General features: G+C 65.7%; 17 protein-coding genes and 1 CRISPR repeat array. Of the genes, 13 read left to right on the plus strand and 4 right to left on the minus strand.

The window, feature by feature from the left end:
- Positions 1–194 (minus strand): hypothetical protein (locus ABD848_RS21870; RefSeq protein ID WP_344975945.1); only part of this gene is annotated, 194 nt, incomplete at its 3' end.
- 218 nt (positions 195–412) lie between these two features.
- Positions 413–862: a roadblock/LC7 domain-containing protein gene (locus tag ABD848_RS21875; RefSeq protein WP_344975948.1), complete on the minus strand. Its 450-nt coding sequence runs from the start codon at positions 860–862 to the stop codon at positions 413–415.
- Between the two features lie 181 nt (positions 863–1,043).
- Here ABD848_RS21875 and ABD848_RS21880 point away from each other — a divergent pair, with 181 nt between their 5' ends.
- A complete protein-coding gene (locus tag ABD848_RS21880) occupies positions 1,044–2,378 on the plus strand; it encodes a helix-turn-helix transcriptional regulator (protein ID WP_344975951.1) in 1,335 nt (444 codons plus the stop codon).
- Between the two features lie 454 nt (positions 2,379–2,832).
- Here ABD848_RS21880 and ABD848_RS21885 read toward each other — a convergent pair whose 3' ends face one another.
- Positions 2,833–3,753 carry a phosphotransferase enzyme family protein gene (locus ABD848_RS21885; RefSeq protein ID WP_344975954.1) on the minus strand — a complete coding sequence of 307 codons (921 nt, stop codon included), beginning with the start codon at positions 3,751–3,753 and terminating at the stop codon, positions 2,833–2,835.
- The gene (locus ABD848_RS21890; protein WP_344975957.1) at positions 3,750–5,114 is read right to left on the minus strand and encodes a helix-turn-helix domain-containing protein; all 1,365 of its coding nucleotides are present in this window, start codon (positions 5,112–5,114) and stop codon (positions 3,750–3,752) included. Before ABD848_RS21890 ends, ABD848_RS21885 begins: the two co-directional genes overlap by 4 nt.
- A 315-nt stretch (positions 5,115–5,429) precedes the next feature.
- Between ABD848_RS21890 and fxlM the strand changes: the two genes are divergently transcribed.
- From fxlM to ABD848_RS21950, 12 genes are all read left to right on the plus strand, one after another.
- Positions 5,430–6,665 carry a methyltransferase, FxLD system gene (gene fxlM, locus ABD848_RS21895; RefSeq protein ID WP_344975960.1) on the plus strand — a complete coding sequence of 412 codons (1,236 nt, stop codon included), beginning with the start codon at positions 5,430–5,432 and terminating at the stop codon, positions 6,663–6,665.
- A 20-nt stretch (positions 6,666–6,685) separates the two neighbouring features.
- Positions 6,686–6,832, plus strand: coding sequence for an FxLD family lanthipeptide (locus ABD848_RS21900; protein ID WP_344975963.1), 147 nt, complete (start codon positions 6,686–6,688; stop codon positions 6,830–6,832).
- 99 nt (positions 6,833–6,931) lie between these two features.
- Positions 6,932–9,985, plus strand: a complete 3,054-nt coding sequence (locus ABD848_RS21905; RefSeq protein WP_344975966.1) for a lantibiotic dehydratase — start codon at positions 6,932–6,934, stop codon at positions 9,983–9,985.
- Positions 9,982–11,214 (plus strand): lanthionine synthetase C family protein, encoded by a 1,233-nt coding sequence (locus ABD848_RS21910; protein ID WP_344975969.1) that lies wholly within the window; start codon positions 9,982–9,984, stop codon positions 11,212–11,214. Before ABD848_RS21905 ends, ABD848_RS21910 begins: the two co-directional genes overlap by 4 nt.
- A gap of 19 nt (positions 11,215–11,233) precedes the next feature.
- Entirely contained in the window at positions 11,234–12,076 is an 843-nt protein-coding gene (locus tag ABD848_RS21915; RefSeq protein WP_344975972.1) for a thiopeptide-type bacteriocin biosynthesis protein, read from the plus strand.
- A 9-nt stretch (positions 12,077–12,085) separates the two neighbouring features.
- Positions 12,086–13,234: a hypothetical protein gene (locus tag ABD848_RS21920; RefSeq protein ID WP_344975975.1), complete on the plus strand. Its 1,149-nt coding sequence runs from the start codon at positions 12,086–12,088 to the stop codon at positions 13,232–13,234.
- Positions 13,235–13,673: 439 nt separating this feature from the next.
- Positions 13,674–15,014: direct repeats of the CRISPR family, unit length 37 nt; unit sequence GTGGCAGCCACCCTCCGGGGTGACTGAGGATCGCAAC.
- Positions 15,015–15,481: 467 nt separating this feature from the next.
- Positions 15,482–17,002: a radical SAM protein gene (locus tag ABD848_RS21925; RefSeq protein WP_344975978.1), complete on the plus strand. Its 1,521-nt coding sequence runs from the start codon at positions 15,482–15,484 to the stop codon at positions 17,000–17,002.
- A gap of 109 nt (positions 17,003–17,111) precedes the next feature.
- Positions 17,112–17,675, plus strand: coding sequence for an aspartate racemase/maleate isomerase family protein (locus ABD848_RS21930; protein WP_344975981.1), 564 nt, complete (start codon positions 17,112–17,114; stop codon positions 17,673–17,675).
- A complete protein-coding gene (locus ABD848_RS21935) occupies positions 17,659–18,465 on the plus strand; it encodes a hypothetical protein (protein ID WP_344975984.1) in 807 nt (268 codons plus the stop codon). The genes ABD848_RS21930 and ABD848_RS21935 overlap by 17 nt, the downstream gene beginning before the upstream one ends.
- A gap of 12 nt (positions 18,466–18,477) precedes the next feature.
- On the plus strand, positions 18,478–19,272 hold the full coding sequence (locus ABD848_RS21940) for a carbohydrate kinase family protein (RefSeq protein ID WP_344975987.1): 795 nt from the start codon (positions 18,478–18,480) through the stop codon (positions 19,270–19,272).
- 12 nt (positions 19,273–19,284) lie between these two features.
- Entirely contained in the window at positions 19,285–20,235 is a 951-nt protein-coding gene (locus ABD848_RS21945) for a nucleoside 2-deoxyribosyltransferase (protein WP_344975990.1), read from the plus strand.
- Positions 20,232–20,717 (plus strand): hypothetical protein, encoded by a 486-nt coding sequence (locus ABD848_RS21950; protein ID WP_344975993.1) that lies wholly within the window; start codon positions 20,232–20,234, stop codon positions 20,715–20,717. The genes ABD848_RS21945 and ABD848_RS21950 overlap by 4 nt, the downstream gene beginning before the upstream one ends.
- Positions 20,718–20,752 lie beyond the last annotated feature (35 nt).

Consider the following 20,752-nt stretch of genomic DNA (forward strand, 5'->3'; position numbering starts at 1 on the left):
CCCCCCTCGCGGGGCTGCTCCAGCAACTCCTGGACCGCCACCAACACCGCCCCCAACGGCATCCCCACCGCCACCGCCAACTCGACCACCGACACCCCCGGCCACGCCCGCTCCCACACCCCACGCACCACCGAGCCCACCCCTACCGGCCCCGGGTTCGCCTGGGAGGCCAGCGGGTCCACAAGGGAATGCACCAACACCGGCTCACGCGCAAACCCGCCCCCATACCGCGAAGCGGTTCGTGACCCGACACAACCAGGTGAGGCCATAACTGGAATCTCCGTTTCCGTCAACAACACGCAAGAAAAAGAAGCAGGACTACAACCGTCGAGCGCGAGCGCCCCCTCGCAGCCGGGTGACGTCTCGCGCCCCCATATCCGTCCGCCGTTGTCTCCGCGAAGCGTTCCGAGGCTCACCTCCCCGCCCCCGAGCCCCCGGCTTCGGTTCGCTGCCGCAGGTGCTCACGCACCTGCGGTGTCAGGGCGTGCCCCGCGTCTTCGACCAGCCGCATCATCTGATAAGCCACAACCTTCAAATCAGCCTGCACGCCGGCCAGCACCGCCAGATGGGAGCCGTCGCTGATGCCCATCACCACCAGATGACCCCCGCCCATGCGCACGATCACCTGCTCACAGCCGCCCTTGCCGAACAACCGGGCCGCCCCCGCGGCCAGGCTGTGCAGCCCACTGACGATCGCGCTCAACCGCTCAGCAGCCTCACGCGCAAACCCGTGAGAACCGGTCAACAACAACCCATCGCTGGAAACCACCACCGCATGCTCAACCCCCGACACCCCACCCACGAAGTTCGAGACAAGCCAGGCGAGTTCTTCGCTTTCAACGGCTGCCGATGACGTGGTCACCCTCGCCTCCTCACCTTGCGCGGCTGTTCTGTGTTTCCGTGCGAAGGGGGCGCGTGGTCTTGTCCGGGCCTGTGATCTCGCATGCCAACGAGTCTCGTGCTCGTCCTGGTTACGGTGCGAGACAATGGCTTGAGGAATTGGCGTTCAAACAGTTGAAAGTCGTGGCTGAGGAGATTGAGGAGTGGTGTGTCGAAATTGCGGGCGTGACCGGCCACGGTGTGGCTGCATCCCGGAGGGGTTTTGGCAGTCCCCTGAGGCCATCGCGGCACTGACGCGGCTCGACATGGCCGCGCTCATCGGGCTGCTGCGTCGCTACAGTGACCTCTCCCAAAGCGCGCTTGCCCGCCTGATGGGGCTTTCTCCCGGCATGGTGTCGATGCTGGAATCGGGACAAACCCAACTCACCAACATCACCAAAATCTGGTCCGCCCTGGAAGCGCTGCAAGCCCCACGCCTGGTCCCCGAGTCTGTGGCCGAAGCCCCCAACGTCAGCGAGGAAAACCAGGCTTCTTCCACTGACGACGATCCCACTTCAGTACTTTCTCGCCTGCTCCCCCCGGCAGATGCGCTCGAACCGCTGGCTGCCAAAACCGGTCGACGCCTTGGCGCAAGCACGGTCGAGGACCTCACCGCCCGAGTACACGGTCTACGGCTGGCCGACGACGTGCTGGCCGGAGGCGATTTGATCCAGCCCGCCCGCCGAGAACTCAACACCGCCCTGCACCTTTACAACCACAGCACCCACACTGAAGAGGTCGGCCAAGCACTCCTGTCCGCGATCGCCGAGCTAGCCCAAATCGTGGGCTGGATCCTCAGCGACGCTGGCGGCCATACCGAAGCCGAGCGCATCTACCGCCTCGGACTCACCGCCGCCCGCCAAGCCGGAAACAGCACGCTCGCAGGAAACATTGCGGGGTCACTGGCCTACCAGTGGAGCAATACAGGCCAGCCTCAACAGGCAGTGGAATTAGCAACCGCCGCCCTCACCGAAGCCGGATCCCACGTCCATCCCACAGCGCGCGCCCTGTTTTTCGACCGTCTGGCCTGGAGCCACGCCCAAGCCGGTGACGCCCAAGCAGCCATCCGTGCCCTCAGTCACGCCCACGAAGCCCTTGCCGCCGACGCTTCCGATCAGGCGCCGGAGTGGGCCTACTGGGTTAACGATGCCGAACTGAAGGTCATGGACGCTCGCGTCTACACCGAACTGCGCCGCCCTTTGCGCGCCGTGCCTTTGCTCTCGGAAGCCCTCGACCGCTACGACGCCACTCACGCCCGCGAACTCGCGTTGTATCTGTCGTGGCTGGCCGTGGCCTATGCCGACGCTAATGAACCCGAACAGGCCGTGGCCGTCGCCGATCACATGCTCACCCTTTCCGCCGATCTCGCTAGCGACCGGATCAGCCAACGCGCCCGCGTCGTCCTCGACCGCCTCGTCCGGTTTAGCCAGATAAGTGAGGTGCATAATTTTCTCGAACGCGCATCCGCATCTTCATCGGTACGATCAGCGGAGTCATAGCCTTGGAAACACTCTCCTTGGTGGCTGGCCGAGACGGTCGAATGCTTCAAGCGGAGTCAGGGAGCGTTGCCTATGAGGCGACGTTTCGTGCTTAGGAACCTGGAGTGGTCATTGGATTCGGGGGAGGTTCCCAAGCGCGAAACGGACAAGGAGTGATGAAATGCTGCTGGGTCAGGGGGCTTTGTGCTCAGAGGACCGGTGTTTTCCCTGCTCAGTCAGCTGGCAGTCACCCTCCGGGGTGGCTGAGGATCGCAACGTAAAGTTCCCGGATCGCCGCCTTAGCTGCGGGAGGGCAGTCACCCTCCGGGGTGGCTGAGGATCGCAACGGGGATCTCGTCTTCGGCGTAGCGCTCGGTCAGCCGTGGCAGTCACCCTCCGGGGTGGCTGAGGATCGCGATCAAGAGATGGGTGTGCCTCGGTTTGTGGGGTTGGCTTGCTGGGTTTCAGACGTCCCCTATCGATAGGGGGACCAGCGGGTGTGGGTGTCGTTGGCGCGTAGGGTGCGGTAGCGGTGTTCCCATTGTTTGCGAATCCTCGGGGTGGCTTCTGCGAGGTTGGGCAGGACCGAGGTCACGAGTTGGAGTTCGCGCAGTCGTCGTAGGCTGGCGAAGCCGGGCCAGGTGAGGACGTCGAAGCCGTAGCTTTTGGCCAGGGGAGTGTGGGCGTCGGTGGCGTAGTCCATGCGGAGTTTGCCCACTGCGGCCGGGGTTAGGTCCCATTCGCGGGGGCCGTGGCTGACGCCGTCGAAGTCGCAGATGACCGGGCCGCTGGGGCCGGGGATGAGGTTGCCCAGGAACGGATCGCCGTGGATGACCCCCGCGGGGAGGGCGTAGTCCAGTTCAGCGAGTTCGTCTTCCAGTTCCTCGCAGCGGGTTCGGAGCCAGTCCAGGTCGCCTGCGGGGACACCGGTCGCGTCGTCGATGCGGGTGTGGATCTTGCCGAGAAGGTTCCACCGGGGGAGGTCGAACGGTGGTTCCGGGAGGGCGTGGATGCTTCGGATGATGGCGCCCAGGTCCTGGCCGGTGGGTGCTGGTCCGGTGGCGGGGACGTGGTGCCACAGGGTGGCCGCGTGCTCGTCTACGCACACGGGCTGGTCGACGCCTTCCAGCAGGCGCACCGCGGGAATGTCGTGGTCGGCGAACCAGCGGGCGGCGTGGACGACGGTGGTGATGCGTTCTCGTACGGTTCGCGATCCGGCGATGCGCACCACGACCGGGTGGTGGGGGAGGCGGAAGGCGGCGTTGTTGGTGAACTTGATCAGCTCGGCGCCCGTGGGGTCCAGGTTCGCCTGCTCGCAGATGGCCGCGAGGATGTTTTGGAGCCGTTGTTCGGTGAGCGCTTTGCCGGCGGTCGGCGCGGCGGAGGATTCACTCATGTCGGGCGAATGTTAGCAACGCGCTCGGCAAGATCTTGTGCTTCGCCTCCTGGGGTTGCTACGGCGGCCGTGCGGATGGGTTCGAGTCGGTCTACGACTCGGCCTGACCGCAGGGACAATGCCAGATCGACGGCCTGGTGCCCCGTCGTGACTCCGATGTCGGTGTCGCCGTTGCGGAGGTGGGCGGTGGCCAGGGCGGAGAGTTCGAAGGCCCGGCTTCGACTCATGTCATCGTCGCGGCGTGATAGTGCACGGTGCAGGTTGTCCGTGGAGCGGGTGTAGGAGCGCGGAGACTGGGTGGGCAGGGAGGCGCTGGCCACCCCCGTCATGGCGAGCAGGTCGGCCTCGCCGAAGAACTGGACCCAGTGTGGGGCGTGGTTGTGGTCGGCTCGGGCGAAGCTGTCCTGGGCGCGGTCGAGGCAATGCTGGGAGCGTGTCTCCTCGTCGAGTAGGGCATGGGCCCACGCTTCGTTGGCGCACAGCAGTGCAACGGTCAGGTGGCAGGTGGAAGCTTGTGCCTCCAGTTGTCCAAGCTGGAAGAACTTCAGGGCGTCCTCGGTGAGGCCAAGGTGGAGGTGCAGCCGTCCCATGCGGTAGAGGATGGTGGCCGAAAGCGACGGAGCGTTGGCTTGCTTGGCGGCCCGTAGGGCGAGGGCGAAGTGGTGGCGGGCGGTGGGGTGGGAGCCGATGTCGAAATCGACCCATCCTGCCAGGTTGTGCAGGTCCGCGAGCGTCATCCGCAGCCGACGGGCGACGTCGCTGGCGTGGTCTTGCTGTAGGTAGTGGTGGGCTCGTTGCACGTAGGCATCCACCGCGTCTTTCGTGACACCGCCGCCGAAACGGTAGTCGGAGGCGCGCAGGGTAGCGATCATGGCGTCTAGATGGTCGACGTCGACGTGGGTGACCTGGGCGGGGATGGGCACCGCCGCCGGTTGCCAACCGGCGCTTTGGTCGGCTGATTCGGCGGTGTCGAGGATGCCGACGGTGATGTGGGCAGCCTCGGCCAGCAGCCAGCGTCCCTGGCTGTCCTTCTCGGCCTCGCCACTGTGGCCGAGGGGGAAGGGCGAGTCCACGACTCCCGCCGGCTGCTTGCCTTTTCGTGGGGGGAGGTGAGCCCTCGCGGTGCCCTCTTGGCTGACTCCGAGTCCTTCGAGGCCGCGCCGCACCTTGCTGAGGTTTTGCAGCGGATGGCCGGATTCGAGCTTGGACACGCTTGCCTGGGAGATGTCCATCAGTCGCGCGATGGACTCTTGTGTCAGACGGGCGCGAGACCGCAGCAACTGCACGATGGTGACCAGGTCCAAGTTGCTGGCTGCCCGAGCTGTGTCCGGCTGTTGCCAGAAGTCCTGGGGGATGCACACGCAGGTGCGTATACGCCTGATTGTCCCCTCACGGGAACGACCGCAGTTTCTGCAGGTCACTATGGCCACCACCCTTCAGCGGCGTGATTATTCCGCTTGTAATAGCCCCCGCTGTCCCACCGGTGAACACTTGGGACCACGACATGGTCGCTGTGGGCAAGGAAGATCAATACGTCTGCAGGTTGGGGTTTCCGAAGCGGGACGGATGCCGACGATCGTCTCGGATCGGGGCGCCCAACAGGGTCGCATGCTTTGCCGTTGCTCGCGCGCCGTGTATCGAAACGGACGATCCGAAAAAATCAGGAAAGGAAGAACGTGAATACAGCGCACGGTTCTGACACCCGTGCTGACGAAGCGGCTGCCGAAAATTCTCCCGTATCTGAGTTGCGCGAGGCGATGATCACGGAGTTGCGTGATCTTTCCGCGCTCACTGACGCCAGGGTTGAAGGCGCGTTCCGCTCGGTGGAGCGGCATCGGTTCACTCCTGGGGTGTCCCTGGAGGTCGCTTACGCGGCCAACAGTCCGGTGATCACCGACTACGACGACCAGGGCCAGGCCCGCAGCGCGATCTCGGCGGCCAGCATCCAGGCGACGATGCTGGAACAAGCCGATATCCGGCCGGGCATGCGGGTGCTGGAGATCGGCTCGGGCGGCTACAACGCGGCCTTGATCCGCGAACTGGTCGGCCCCACCGGGCGGGTCGTCACCCTTGACATCGACCCGGCGGTGGTCGAACGCGCCCGGGCCTGCCTGCACCAGACCGGCTACGACGACGTGTCCGTGCGCCTTGGCGACGCCGAGGAGGGAGTCGCCGACACGGCGCCCTATGACCGCATCCTCGTCACCGTGGGCGCCTGGGACATTCCACCCGCCTGGATCGACCAGCTCGCCGCCGATGGCAGGATCGTCGTTGCGTTGCGCATGCGAGGCGCGACGCGCTCGGTGGTGTTCGAACGCGAGGACGATCATCTGGTCAGCCGGCAGCACCACCTGTGCGGCTTCGTCCCCATCCAGGGCATCGGCGCCCACACCGAACGTCGGGTCGCCATCGACGGCGACGAGGTCGTGCTGCGCACCGACGATGACGCCCCGATCGACGCCGACCGACTCCGGGCAGCGCTGGGTATGCCCCGTCTGGAGCAGTGGACGGGGGTGGAGCTCACCAACATCGGCGACCTCGACCTGTACCTGGCCACCATGATCCCGACCTTCGGGCTGTTGACGGCCTCGCACAGTGCGGTGCAACGTGACGTGGTCTCGGCGACGACGCTGCGGGGGGCGCCGACGTCTGTTTCCGACGATGGGTTCGCCTACCGGATCAAACGCCGCAGCGGCGGTGACCACTTCGAACTCGGGGTACATGCCTACGGCCCCGATGCCGCCCACCTCGCAGAGGAGTATACGGAGCTGATCCGCGCCTGGTACCGCGACCACTGCCACGGCCCGGGGGCGCGTATCCGGGTCTATCCCGCCGGAACCACACCGCTCGATCTCGACGCCGATCGCCTCATCCCCAAAAAGCACACCCACGTCCACGTTTCCTGGAATTGACAGAAACGGAGCCACACCATATGGAAACACCGACTGATGGGCCGCTGGGCGAATTCGATCTCGATGTGAGCACCATCGAACGCGGAGTGACCGCTGATGAACTCCTGCAAGTAACCGGCGACGGCTGCGGGCACACCTGCGAGAGCGCCTGTAATACCTGCCCCTGACTTTCCGGAATCCTCTCTGTATAGCGCGAAAAACCCGGTGGCCGAATCGTGTGTTCGGCCACCGGCGGCGGTTCTTGGGACAGCAAGTTGGTGGTGTGAATGTACCGTTGCGTCGACGCCGCGATCGTGCGGGCGAGCGCGCATTCCCCGGACCTATGGGGGGTCGAGGGCCCGGATTTGGAACAGGCCGGCGTGGAGGAGCGGCGGCAGTGGTTGGGCCGCGTGTGGTCGCAGGCCGACTTCGCTGCGGCCGTCGAGCACACAAGCCCCGTGCTGGGCCGGCAGGTCGGCAAAGTGGTGCGAGGAGAGCGGCAGGAACCGCGGCGTGTGCGTCGAGTGACGCTGTCCGTGCTGCGCTACCTGCTGCGTGCCACCGCCCGTCCCACGCCGGTCGGTCTTTTTGCCGGCGTGGCACCGGCACACCTGGGCACCGAGGTTCCGCCGCGCTGGGAGGGTGACCATCGCGTGCTGGCGCGTGCGGAAACCTCTGAGGTGGACGATGTCATCGCACGCTTGGAGGACGAGCCCCGACTGCGCAGCCACCTGATGGTGGTCACCAACAACACCGCCGTCGTGCGTGACGAACGGATTGTCCTGCCGCTGCAGCGTCCCCTCCGGCGTAGCGCGGGTGAGGCGCCGCAGGAGGTCACGGTCCGTTACACGCACGCGGTCGCCACCGCTTTGCGCACCGCCGCCACTCCCGTGACATTCGGGCACGTGACAGCCACAGTCGCCGCCGAATTCCCCGCGGTCTCCGAAACGGTGATCACTGGCATGCTGACCGACCTGGTCGAACGCGGCCTGCTGCTGACGAACGTGCGGCCCCCGATGACGGTGACAAACCCGCTCGCCCACGTCGCTGGTGAGGCGGCCAACGTCGGGGCGGCGGCGTTGCCCGAGGTATCGCCGCTGCTGAGCGAGTTGGGTCGCCGCCACCGCCCCAGCCGAAGCGACGACCCCCCGGTGCGGTTCAGGGAGCGAAAACCGGCGCCCGGGCCACAAAGCCGCACCACCCTGCCGCCGGCCACCAGCCCAGTGGATCTCGCCCTGAACTGCACCGTCGACGTCCCCCGCGCTGTCGTCACCGAAATCGAGCACGCAGCTACGACACTGGCTCGCCTCACTCCGCAGCCCCACGGGGCGCCCACCTGGCGCGATTACCATCGTCGCTTTCTGGAACGCTACGGGCTCGGCGCCGTGGTCGACCTGCGGGAGCTCACAAACCCGGACACTGGTCTGGGATATCCCGCCGGCTATCTGGGGTCGTGCCTGCCCGAACCACCGGCCCCACCTCGGTCTGCCCGGGAGGAACACCTCCTGCGTCTGGCCCAAGAGGCCACCGCCGACCGCTGCACGGAGATCGTCGTAGACGACGACCGCCTGAGCCAGATGGCCGCGACGCAGCCAGACATCTCTTTCCCACCGCAGTTGGAACTGACGTTCAGGCTGCACGCATCGACATACGGCCAACTGACCCGCGGCGACTTCACCTTAGCGATCACCGGCGTTTCCCCGACCGCGGGCACCATGACCGGACGGTTTCTGGACCTCTTGCCGAGTCGGGACCGAGCCCGTATGGCAGCCGCCTACAGAAGCATGCCCACGGTGACGCACGGCGCCCTCCCGGTACAGGTCTCGGCCGCTCCGCTGTACCCCCGGGCTGAGAACGTGGCACGCAGCCCCCAAGTCCTGCCGCGTGTGGTGTCCGTAGCCGAGCACCGCACGGCTGGCAGCGACGTCGTCGGCCCGGACGACTTGGCGGTTACGGCCACCCGCGACCGCCTCGTGCTCCTCTCCCGTGCCTGGGACCGGGTCGTCGAACCGATCACCTTCAACGCCGTGGAACCCACGCGCACCACCCACCCGCTCGTGCGGTTTTTGACCGAGCTGCCCACTGGTGGCAGCGCCACCTGCCCCCCGTTCTCTTGGGGTGTCGCCGACGAGCTGGTTCACCTCCCTCGCCTGCGGTACCGCCGCACCGTCCTGGCCCCTGCCCGATGGCGCCTGTCCAGCACCGACCTGCCCCCGCCAGAGATTGCCAACGACGCATGGGAAGCTGCCCTGGAATCCTGGCGCAGCAGGTGGGACGTTCCTTCGACGGTGCATCTGGGCGCCGGCGACCGCCGGCTCCGCCTGAACCTCGACACCCCCGCCCACCGGCACCTGCTGCGCACCGAACTCGACCGCAACGGGCAGGCGACCCTACGCGAAGCACCCACCCGCCAAGACCTCGGCTGGTTCGGCGGGCGCCCACACGAGATCGTCGTCCCCCTGGCCACCACCCGAGCACCGCGCCCCGAACCTCCAGCGCACACCATCACGCGAGCCAAAACCGCCACCCGCCACGTGGCTCACCTGCCCGGGGGCGGCGACTGGCTCTACGCCAAGCTGTACATGACAGAGGAGCGCCAAGACCAGATCCTGCCCCGCCATCTGCCGCGTCTGCTCGCGCAATGGCCCCACAATCCGCAGTGGTGGTACGTGCGCTACCGCGACCCGAGCCCGCACCTACGGGTGCGGGTGGCGTTGTCCAACTCAGCCGACTTCGGCGCTCTCGCACGTGACATCGCCGCCTGGTTCGACGGCCTGCGCCGTCGAGGACTGGTCCAGGACCTCCAGTTCGCCACCTACCACCCCGAGCACGGCCGGTTCGGCAACGGCGCCGCCATGGCCGCCGCCGAACGGGTCTTCGCGGAAGACTCGGCCGCTGCCCTGGCCCAACTGGCCACAACCGGCCCGGTCGAACGCCATGCCCTCACCGCCGCGAGCATGATCGACATCGCCCGCCAAGCCACCGGCGACACCGAGACCGCACTGCAATGGCTGATCGACCACCCGGTGCACACCCCGCCGGCCCCACCCGACCGGGAGCTTCGGGAGAGAGCCTTGAGGCTGGCCGATCCCCACACGGGATGGCACGAGGTCGGCGCTCTCGACAACGGGGCAGCCGTCCAACGCGCGTGGCACCGGCGCAGCCAAGCGCTGGCCGACTACGCCATCACCATCCCCGACCTCACTGAACTCCTGCCCGACCTCCTGCACCTGCACCACGTCCGGATGGCGGGAGTCGATCCCGCGGCTGAACGCGCCAGTACCCACCTCGCGCGCGCCGTGGCCCTTGGGTGGACGAGCCGGCTGCAAGGAGCATCGTGACCATCGGAACCACCGTCGATCTACACACCCGGTTGGCAACAACCTTGGAGATCCCGCCACCCGGCCAGGCGGAGGCACGCCTGGCCCAGTCACTGGCCTACGGAGCCGCCGGCGTCGCCCTGCTGCACATCGAACGCGCCCGAGCCGGGGACGCCGATTGGGCGCCCGCCCACGCATGGCTCACCGCGGCCACCCAGAACAGCCTCAGTGCAGGGGCCAGCGCTGGCCTCTCCTATGGCGTGCCCGCCGTGGCGTTTGCGACCCGGGCCGCCGCGGACCGCCCGGGCAAGCTCCATCGAGCGCTGACCAGTCTCGACACGAGCGTCACCACCCTGACACGCCAACGCCTCGCCACAGCCCACGCCCGCATCGACCGAGGCGCCCTGCCCTGGGTCGGCGAGTTCGACGCCATCCACGGCCTGTGCGGCATCGGCGTCTACCTGCTCAACCGTGATCCCCACGCCGCCATCACCCGCCAGGTGCTTGCCTACCTGGTCCGGTTGAGCGAACCCGTCACCCATGACGGGGAGGTACTGCCCGGCTGGTGGGCCGCCGGCAGCCCGCGCGGCCGTCTATCGCCCGGCTTCGTCCAAGGCCACGCCAACACCGGCATGGCTCACGGCGTCGGCGGGGTTCTGGCGCTGCTCTCCCTCGCGCTACGTGAGGGAGTCGCGGTGTGCGGGCACCGGGAAGCCATCGACCGGATCTGCGGATGGTTGGACCGGTGGCGTCAAGACGACCCAGTCGGCCCGTGGTGGCCCTACTGGATCACCCGAGGCCAGCTCCGCGGCGAGGACCCGTTGCCGACGACGCCGGCCCGCCCCTCCTGGTGCTACGGGACGGCCGGCATCGCCCGCGCCCAGCAGCTCGCCGCCCTGGCAACCGGCGACCGCCAACGCCAACGCATCGCCGAAAAGGCCCTGGTGGGCTGTTTCACCGACCTGCGGCAACACCACGCCCTGTCCGATGTGGGGCTGTGCCACGGGAAAGCCGGCGTGGCCCACATCGCCGCCGTCGCCGCGCGGGATGCCGACTCCGACGAACAACTCGCCCACCACGCACGGGAACTATTCGCCGCCCTCGCCCGCGACGCTGTGCGCAAGCTACCGGAACCTCCCGGCGGGGCGGGGCTGCTCGACGGACGTGCCGGCATTGCTCTTGCCCTGCGGTCGGCCCATGCCTCCCACCGCAGTATCAGCGGCTGGGACACCTGCCTTCTGATCGACTGACCCCACGAGGAGTCCACTGATGAGCCATCCCCTCGGCGAGTGGCCGCAAGCGCTGATCACGTTTCCCAACCGGGAGATCGCCGAGAGCGTGGCAGCCCGATCCCTGCTTCCGGCACTCGATCAGGAGCAATCAGAAGGGCGCATCGAGCAGTGGTTCCTCACCCGCAAGTCACCCCAGTGGCGCCTGCGCTATCACGGCCCCGGCGCCGACCGTCGACTCCTCGGTGCCCTTCTCGACGACCTCACCAGCCGGGGGGCGATCACCGCCTGGGTGGAGGGTACCTACGAACCCGAGACCATGGCCTTCGGCGGCCCCGCAGCCATGCGCATCGCTCACGCGCTCTTTCACACCGACAGCCGCCACATCCTCCACTACCTCACAGAAGCAGGGGCCGGCTCCACCTCCGACCGCCGGCTCGGGCGGCGCGAACTCGCCCTGCTGCTGACCACCGCCCTGATGCGAGCGGCGAACCAGGACATCTACGAACAGGCCGACGTGTGGAAACGAGTGGCCGACCACCGCCCCGTTCCCACAGCCACCATGGCCACCGCCCTCCACAACGCCAGCGGGACTGTGCACCGCCTGCTGACCGTCGATACCGGCTCAAGCACAGAGCTGGCTACCGCCGGAGCCCTACGCCCCCATGCCCCATGGCTGCGCGCATTCGAAGAAGCTGGCTACGCCTTAGGTGCCCTCGTCAACACCGGAGAGATCGAGCGTGGTCTTCGAGGGGTGCTGGCCCATCACGTGCTGTTCCACTTCAACCGCATCGGGCTGCCCACCTCAACCCAAGGAGGACTCGCCCACACCGCCGCCACGGTCGTCTTCGGTCCGCCACCTTCGTCCACGTCCGTCTCGTGAAGGAGGCCTGTGCTCCATACCCGCATCCACTCCACAGCACCGCATTCGGCTGACCGAGCCTCCGAGTGGTTTCCCCTCCTGCCCAGGCACAAACCCGCCTGCCGTGCGCTGGCCGAACGCATAGGCGAACTGCGCGACCTGACCCAGACGACCGCAGGCGCGACGACCTACCGCCACATCGCCCAGGCGGCCGAAGCCCACAACAAGGCGGCGCTCATCGCCAGCGACTGTGGCCTGCCCACCCTCGCTCACCGCCTGTGCTGGCGCCAGTTCACCCTATTCCAGCGATCAGCACCCCTGGCCGGGGACACGGCACGACTCGCGCTCCAACCCCTCATCAACCTCGCCCGACTCGCGATCCGCGCCGGAGACGGCATGCGTGCCCACCACATTCTCCGCCAGATCCACAGCGGCGTCACAAGCCAGAACACCCGCACTATCGACAATCGCACCGTCGACTTTCACACGTTCCTCCGCGACCCAGCCGACCTACCGGAAATCCACCGGTTTCTATGGACCGTCCTACTCGCCGACGGCACCCGCGCTCTGACCCGTGCGGGTCGGTGGAACGAGGTCAAACAGCACCTGGAACGCCACAAAGGCATCGGTAGCCGCATGCTCGACGGCCGCCAAGTCGCCATCCTGTGCCGCGCCACCTCCGGCGCCCACGAAGCCGCCCTAGCACTGATCGACAGCAGCACAACTTCTGAGGCGTGGGAGAGGGCCGTCGCCGCATGCCTGCGCACCCTGTGTCTGCACAAGGCCAACCGCGAGAGCAACCAGGCCGCCGTCGCGATGGTCGACACCTACCTTGACCTGCCAGCCGACACCCCCATCGCCTTCCATACACGCCTCGGGCTGTGTGTCCTGGACTTGACCGACACGCGCACCCAGCGGCGAGCAGACATCGCAAGCCGTGTCCTTCGCCGAGTACTCGCCTACGGTGACGCCGACAGCGCCGCGCACCTGCTCGACCACCCGGCCTGCGAAACCGCAACGGACCAGACAGAACGCGCCGCTCTGGCCAGCATCATCGCCCGATCGGGCCTACGGCAGGGCTGGATCGCCGAGGACTTGGCCAAGGACCTCTTTTCCGCGGTGACTACAAGCGAAGAAAACCTGGCCCGTGGTCTCCAACAGCAGGCACATGAACGTTGAGATCAGTCGACTTCCGCGAGAAGTCCGAGGTACACAACCGCGCTGTTCGTAATCACCATAAGCCCGCCCGCATCGATAATCTGGCCATGTGGAAGCCGCCGTCCCGTGCTTCGGCCAACGCGGATATAACTCCTGGGTGGGCCTCCCCGCATCCCCAGACACAGCGTGGAGATCAAGGACATACGTACAGTCAAAACCTCCAGCCAACCCTGGTACGAACCAATGTTCCAGAACCTTTACCTCCAGACAAAGCGAAGGAGGGACGTGGGGTAGCTTCGGAGAAGCGTTTCCCATAGGGCGGCGTTTGTGCTTAGGAACCTGGAGCGATCATCGGTTCCCCGGGAGGTTCCCAAGCGCAAAACGGACAAGGAGGCAGGAAATGCTGCTGGGTAGGGGTTCTCTGTACTCTGGGCACAGGAGTTTTCCCTGTTCAGTCAGCGTGGCAGCCACCCTCCGGGGTGACTGAGGATCGCAACGAGTCGCGGTGGGACATGGCCCGTGCCCGTCAGGGTGGCAGCCACCCTCCGGGGTGACTGAGGATCGCAACCCTGCTGTCCAGCGGCGGTGACAACGACGGCGCATGGTGGCAGCCACCCTCCGGGGTGACTGAGGATCGCAACCGCGCAAGCGGAGCTCGACCGCAAAACGAAGTGACCCGTGGCAGCCACCCTCCGGGGTGACTGAGGATCGCAACGTCGCACATCAGATCGTGGACGCCGACCGCGCCGGCTGTGGCAGCCACCCTCCGGGGTGACTGAGGATCGCAACGGCGCCACTTCAGGCGCCACCCCGCTCCTCGTAGCCGTGGCAGCCACCCTCCGGGGTGACTGAGGATCGCAACACCGGCTCCTGGCGGAAGCGGAAAAGGCCCGCGCGGTGGCAGCCACCCTCCGGGGTGACTGAGGATCGCAACTTCGGCGGCTGAGGAGATCATGCCGAACATCTGATGTGGCAGCCACCCTCCGGGGTGACTGAGGATCGCAACTCTCGCGGTGGCGCAACGGTTTCGGGGCCGTCGGTGGTGGCAGCCACCCTCCGGGGTGACTGAGGATCGCAACATCTGCTATGCGGCGAGGTTTGCGAGGCTGCTGTGGTGGCAGCCACCCTCCGGGGTGACTGAGGATCGCAACGGCGAGGTGGTGTGGTCGCGCCAGTGGGGCCGCTAGTGGCAGCCACCCTCCGGGGTGACTGAGGATCGCAACCGCTGGTCTCGGTGTCGCCGGTGCCCCAGAACGCATGTGGCAGCCACCCTCCGGGGTGACTGAGGATCGCAACGTCATGTCAGGGCAGGGTCAGGCTGCTGGTGTGGCGGTGGCAGCCACCCTCCGGGGTGACTGAGGATCGCAACCCTCGGCACCGCCGCCCACAAACTCGTCCTCGACGTGGCAGCCACCCTCCGGGGTGACTGAGGATCGCAACGTCTGCGCTGAGGTGCTGCCGGACGGTCGCGACCGGTGGCAGCCACCCTCCGGGGTGACTGAGGATCGCAACCGCTGGTCTCGGTGTCGCCGGTGCCCCAGAACGCATGTGGCAGCCACCCTCCGGGGTGACTGAGGATCGCAACTCCGCGCCCCTGTCCTACGACGTGGGGTGGCGCGACGTGGCAGCCACCCTCCGGGGTGACTGAGGATCGCAACCTGCGCGGATGGCGCGGCCTCCAGCCCACACCAAGTGGCAGCCACCCTCCGGGGTGACTGAGGATCGCAACGTCCTCGGCGCCGCGGGCGACGGCGCGCACCTGGTGTGGCAGCCACCCTCCGGGGTGACTGAGGATCGCAACCAACTCGGCGGCGTACTGCTGGGCGGCCTCGGTCGCCTGTGGCAGCCACCCTCCGGGGCTGAGGAGCGCAACCATTGAGGACGCCAACCGAACGATGCGCCAGTTCGGAAGTAGGACAGGCTGAGGCCATCGGTGCGTGTGCTGTTGATAGCCGGCGCTGAAGGCCCTGCCTCAAATTCCGCCTATTTCTGGATATCACTAAGCCGCTTTTGGCATGTATCCGCATTTTGTTCCATGGCAGCGTTTTCAGCATGTCATCCCTCGGTTTCTCCTGTTGGGGGTGGGTTTCAAGCACTTGAATGGCGATCTTCAAACCATTGCATGGAACACAGGTGAGGTTACGGAGAGACTCGTTGTCGAAAGCAGGGAAGAACATCCCTAAGGGCTTCTTTACTGCGGGCTCAGAAAGATCAGCCGACTTGGGATGCCGTAGCTCTCAGGGGCGGGGCTCCCGGTGAGAAGGTGAGATGACGACGGTCGTAATCCTTGACTGTTACACGGTGGAGCCGAGCGGGCTGGGTGTTCCGCCGTACCTCTCGTCGTATGCCCGCTTGGCGTTCAGTGCTGTAAGCAGGGCATATCCCAAGGCCAAGGTTCGGTATCTGACCATTGACGATGTGCGTTGGTGCCTTCAAGAAGAGGAGAGCACCTTGGAGGCACCGCTGACCGACGCTCGAACATACTCGGCGACCGTCAACCGCGAGCAGTCACTGAAGCTGCTGAGGGATGCGGCCATGGTGGTGGTGATCGCAGGGGACGCGGTGCCTTCGGTGCACCTACATGCGGTGAACGGTTCCCCGGAAGAGATCATCAGGGCACTGTCATGCGCGCGCGGACGCCGAGTTTTACTCGGGCCGCTGGCCTCCCACCTCGCCCAGGAGCCACACCGTTTCGCCGGGCTATTCGATGCGATTCACACCCACACCGTCACTTCCGGGGATGTAGTCATGGGAAGCCGCTCTCCGGCGGACTACACACGGCTCGCTGAAGACCGGGCCGGGTTCACCGGCTTGATGGAACAAATTGCCTGGACCCCGATAGCCGAGATCGAACTGTACCGGGGGTGCACTCGACGCCAGTTTTGTTCATTTTGCAACGAGCCGGCCAAGAGCGCAGCGGTGGTTTTCCGGACCGTTGACGACGTCGTGGCAGAAGTGGAGGAGCTTTACTCCGCGGGAGTGCGCCACTTCCGCTTGGGCCAGCAAACCTGCTTCTTCTCCTACTTCAACCGTGACGCCGAGCAGATCGAGCGCCTGCTTGCGGGAATTCGCGAAAGGTGTCCCGACCTGGAGGTTCTGCACATCGACAACGCTGATCCACTGGCAGTGGCCAGCCCCTCGGGCGCCAGAATCGCCCGTTTGGTCGCTCGATACTGCACCGAGGGCAACTGCGCTCCGATGGGAATCGAGTCCTTCGACCCAGTGGTGATCGAACGCAATGCTTTGACCTGTACCCCGCAGGTGCTGATGCGCGCAGTGGAGCACGTTAACGAGGCCGGTGCCCGACCAGGGCCAGACGGGTTTCCGATCCTGCTTCCTGGGCTGAACATCATCTACGGGCTCCCTGGAGAGACCCATCGCACGCACCTGCATAACCTGACCGGGCTCGACCAAATCCTCCAAGAGGGGATGCTGTGCCATAGGCTCAACGTCCGGCAGGCCCGCGTCTACCCCAACACCCCGTTGGCAGCGTTGAGCGAAGCTGAGCCCCCTCCGTCAGCAGAGCATTTCGCCACGTGGAAGGCCGACCTTGACGAGGTTTACGACCGGCCAATGAAAGAACGTGTCTACCCTCGTGGCCGCATCCTCCACGGGCTGCACTCCTTCTTCGTGACCTCACGTGGAACATGGCATCGCAGGCTCGGTTCGTATCCGATCCAGGTAATCGAGCGTGGACAGACTCGCCCCTTGTTTAGCTCTGCCGACATGCGCGTGGCCGAGCACGCCCCTCGTGTCATCTACGGCGAACGGGTCACCGATGCCGCATGAAAGGCATGGGACGCTCCGTGCCGGGCTCCTGGTGCCGTGGGCGAACACGGCAGTGGAGGAAGAACTCCCCCGTCTGGCCACTGACGTTGTCTGGCACACCGCGCGTTTGATGCCGGCTGGGCGACAGACCGCGCTGGACACCGGCTTCCTCGACGGGCTGCGTGAGGCTCTCCCTGATGCTTTGGACCAGCTCAGCCCTCTTCCGCTGCGGCACGTGTATTTGGCCTGCACATCAGCCGGGTTCACCGCGCAGCAGCCACGACCGGTGCCCACCGCAAGTACCATCACTGCCTTCGATGCTGTTCTTGACGCCTTGAAGCAGCAGCGGGCATCCAGGATCGTTCTCGCGACCCCCTACCCTCATGAGATTGCCGACATCGAGGTGGCGGCATTTGCCGAACAGGGAGTCACGGTTCTGGCGCACGTGAGTCTAGGCGTCGAGGATGGCTATGGCGGACTTGCCGCCGAGCAGATCGCCGCTTTGGTCGCCCGCCTGCCGCAACGGGCCATGGAAGAGGCCCACCAAGTGGTGCTGTCGTGCACCGGATGGCACACACTGTCCCTCATCCCCGCCTTGTGCCAGCAGTACCGGCGCGCTGTACTGTCGTCCAACCTCGCCATCGCTTCCCACGCCCGTCGCAGTCTGGAAGAGCAGAATGCCCGCGCCCTCTGACTCCACGGAGATCACCGACCGGATCGCGCGACTCGTGCGGGTAGCCGCCGCGCAGCCCGCAGTCAAGGCGATGGTCGAAGACAACCACGACGACAACCGATGGTGGCCTCGCAGCGTGGCGGATTGGCGCGTGCGCATGGCCGCGGCCGGTTGGAGTTCCCGTATCTCGTATTCGATGGTCTCGACCTACAGCACTGTGGTCCACAAAGCCGCGGAGTTGGGGTGGGATCGCCTTACCGGCCTGCCTGATGAGCAACTCAGCTCCATAGTTGCCTCTTTGGGGCTGGTACGCGCTCGTGTGGATTACCTACGTTCGCTACGAACCTTTCTGGACAGCCGTACGGCAAGCGGTCATAATCTTCTGACCACAGACGCCACCAGTTTGATCGGTGACTTCGCTCGTAACGTCCGTGGCGCCTCCTACAAGGTCGCGCAATGTGCCGTCCTCTACTCCCGCGACTACCACTGCGGGATTATTCCGGTGGATTCAGGCATGGTCACCCACCTGGCCCCTTGCTTAGGTCTGTCGCTTTCCCGTGGTTCGATCGCGCACGAGGAGATGCGCCTTGTTCTCCAGCAAGCCACTGTGCGTCACGGTGTAGCTATCCGGAAAGTGGCTGATGAGCTGGGCTATGCCGTCACGATTCCCTCGGATACACCACCCACTTGGTTCACCCATTTGGTTCTGATCTATTTCAAACGGGCTTTCCTTAACCGGGCGAATTCACGACTGTGTCCCCGACGCCCTCTGTGCCCGACAGCAGTGGATTGCTCCTGTTCTCGCACGTGAGGAGAACTGTGCGTGGTCGGTGTCATCGGCAACATCTCCCGCGACCGTGTCACCTACCCAAACCAAAGCCGACTTCTTCTCGGCGGCTCCGCGTTATATATCGCCGCTGCCGCCACTACCGCCGGAGTCCCAGCAGCCCCGATATCTGTCATCGGCAGTGACCTTGCTGACCTTCCCCACGACCCTCGGTTCAACGGAATCGACTGGAGCCTGCTTCACATCGCCCCAGGCCTGTCCTGTTCCTTCACCCTCACCTACGACAGCAGCGGGACACTTCGACAAACCACAACCTATCCCGGCGTGGCCGAGGCGCTGACCGAACACGCCCTACAGAACCTGAACGCCCGCGGTTTCCACCATGTGAGCTGCCGTCGTCCCCTCGACGCGGGACAGGTCTTACAGCAACTCGTATGGACAGCAACACCGTTCTCCGTCGACTTCCACATCGCCAGCGCACGCCGGATTATACCTGCAACCGCCACGTTCCTGCCCCATGCCGACACCATCTTCGTCAACGCCGACGAGTTCGCCATCCTGCGCGCCTACGTCAATCTGCACACTTTGCCCCGGCTTCTCGTGACCGATGGGCCGCGGCACGTGGTGCTCCTGCGCCACGGCCGCACCGCAGCACGAGAACTCCCTCCTCCTACCACAGATCCGGCTGAAGTCACCGGAGCAGGAGACACACTCGCCGGGACCTTCCTCGCCCACCGCCTCAACAGCGCTGACGATGGCACCGCATTAGAGCAGGCAGTCAACGCAGCCACCGCATCGCTCACCACCACATACCCTCTCGCACAGCCGTAAGGAGGCGCCCCGGTGCCGCTGTATTACCTGGCTCATCGGTTATTCGCAGCCCACGACCGCGCACTGGCCGCCCGTATCGCCGACCATCTAGCCCAATACGTCGGTAGTGACACGGTCTTTCTCCCTTTCTGCGACACCGACGAAGACGCGCTCGTTGCCGATACCAAAGGACAACTGCTCTACGATCTCGACCGCCAACGTCTCGACCGCGCCGACGGCCTGCTGGCTCTGCTCCACGGCCCAAGCCTGGATGACGGGGTCTGCATGGAAATCGGCTACGCTGCCGCTCGCGCGGTTCCCATCGTCGTGGCCACCACCGATTTCCAAACCTACGGACCGACCGCTCACAATTCGGTCTCCACGTTCCCCGACCCCCTCATCGACGTTGTGGCACAACAGATTGTTCGCGCCCACCGCCTCCCCGCCGGGAACTACCACACAGCGAAAAACCGGCTAACCGCCTTCGCCCAGCAAAACCACGACCTCATCGACCGACTGGGCCCGCGCGCAACCGCCGCACTCCTCGACACCGCCTCTCCCGCCCCGTTGGCCTCACCGCCGACTACGCCCCCGCGGCTCTACATCGAACCCTCCCCCTACATTCATGACCCGAGATGGCAGGAAAGCGTGCGCGCACTTCAGCAGCACGGATGGTCCACCTACACCGCAGCCCGTCTACAGGTCACCACTGATGTGCCCGCAGCCGCCCGCACCGATTGGAGTGAGGCGCAACGCTGCCACGCGGCCCTGGTCGATGTGCGCGGGCCAGAGACACCGCCCGGAGCCGCCCTCATCGCAGGGATGTACACGGCGCTGAAACGCCCCGTCTACACCATGAATCCTCCCGGCTGGTGGACCTTTGCCCACGGGCGCGAACCCAACACTCGCAACCTGATGGTCCACTACGCGATCCAACGCATCGCCGGCCCGGCAGAACTCGCCACCGAGATGCCGTCACGATGACCGGCCCGACCTTGACATGGGCAGCACACCATCGGCTGATCATCCTCGAAGGTTGTGACGGTGTCGGCAAGAGCACCCTCGCCCGCAGAATCGCCCATATGCACGGCCACCGAATTCTCCACAGCGGAGTTTCTCCCGAGGGAACCGACCTCGTAATCCACTACACCCACGCCATCCAAGCGCTAGAACACAGTGTGATGGACCGCTCCTTCATCAGCGAGCTCGTCTACGGCCCCCTCTTCCGTGGGCACACACGCATCAGCACCGATGACGCGATCAACCTCTGCCACCAACTCGTCAAACGTGGCGGACTACTCGTCCACCTCACCGCGCCGCCACACACGATCGCTGCTCGCCTCCATAACCGCGACGGCACCCACCCCAAGACCGAACATCTCCAGGCCATCGTGCACGCCTATCAAGCCGTCTTCAGCACGTTCGCCCGCGCTGGCATTCCTGTCACCACACAGGAGACAACTTGACCGGTGATTCAGTCCACCCTGCCCCGCTCGTCACG

This window comes from Salinactinospora qingdaonensis (genome assembly GCF_039539445.1).
GTDB classification, from domain to species: domain Bacteria; phylum Actinomycetota; class Actinomycetes; order Streptosporangiales; family Streptosporangiaceae; genus Salinactinospora; species Salinactinospora qingdaonensis.

Coding starts and splice junctions, on each gene's coding strand:
- ABD848_RS21885 (WP_344975954.1), bottom strand. CDS start 3,753: ATGAGTGAATCCTCCGCCGCGCCGACCGCCGGCAAAGCGCTCACCGAA.
- ABD848_RS21900 (WP_344975963.1), top strand. CDS start 6,686: ATGGAAACACCGACTGATGGGCCGCTGGGCGAATTCGATCTCGATGTG.
- ABD848_RS21905 (WP_344975966.1), top strand. CDS start 6,932: ATGTACCGTTGCGTCGACGCCGCGATCGTGCGGGCGAGCGCGCATTCC.
- ABD848_RS21915 (WP_344975972.1), top strand. CDS start 11,234: ATGAGCCATCCCCTCGGCGAGTGGCCGCAAGCGCTGATCACGTTTCCC.
- ABD848_RS21925 (WP_344975978.1), top strand. CDS start 15,482: ATGACGACGGTCGTAATCCTTGACTGTTACACGGTGGAGCCGAGCGGG.
- ABD848_RS21930 (WP_344975981.1), top strand. CDS start 17,112: ATGCCGGCTGGGCGACAGACCGCGCTGGACACCGGCTTCCTCGACGGG.
- ABD848_RS21935 (WP_344975984.1), top strand. CDS start 17,659: ATGCCCGCGCCCTCTGACTCCACGGAGATCACCGACCGGATCGCGCGA.
- ABD848_RS21950 (WP_344975993.1), top strand. CDS start 20,232: ATGACCGGCCCGACCTTGACATGGGCAGCACACCATCGGCTGATCATC.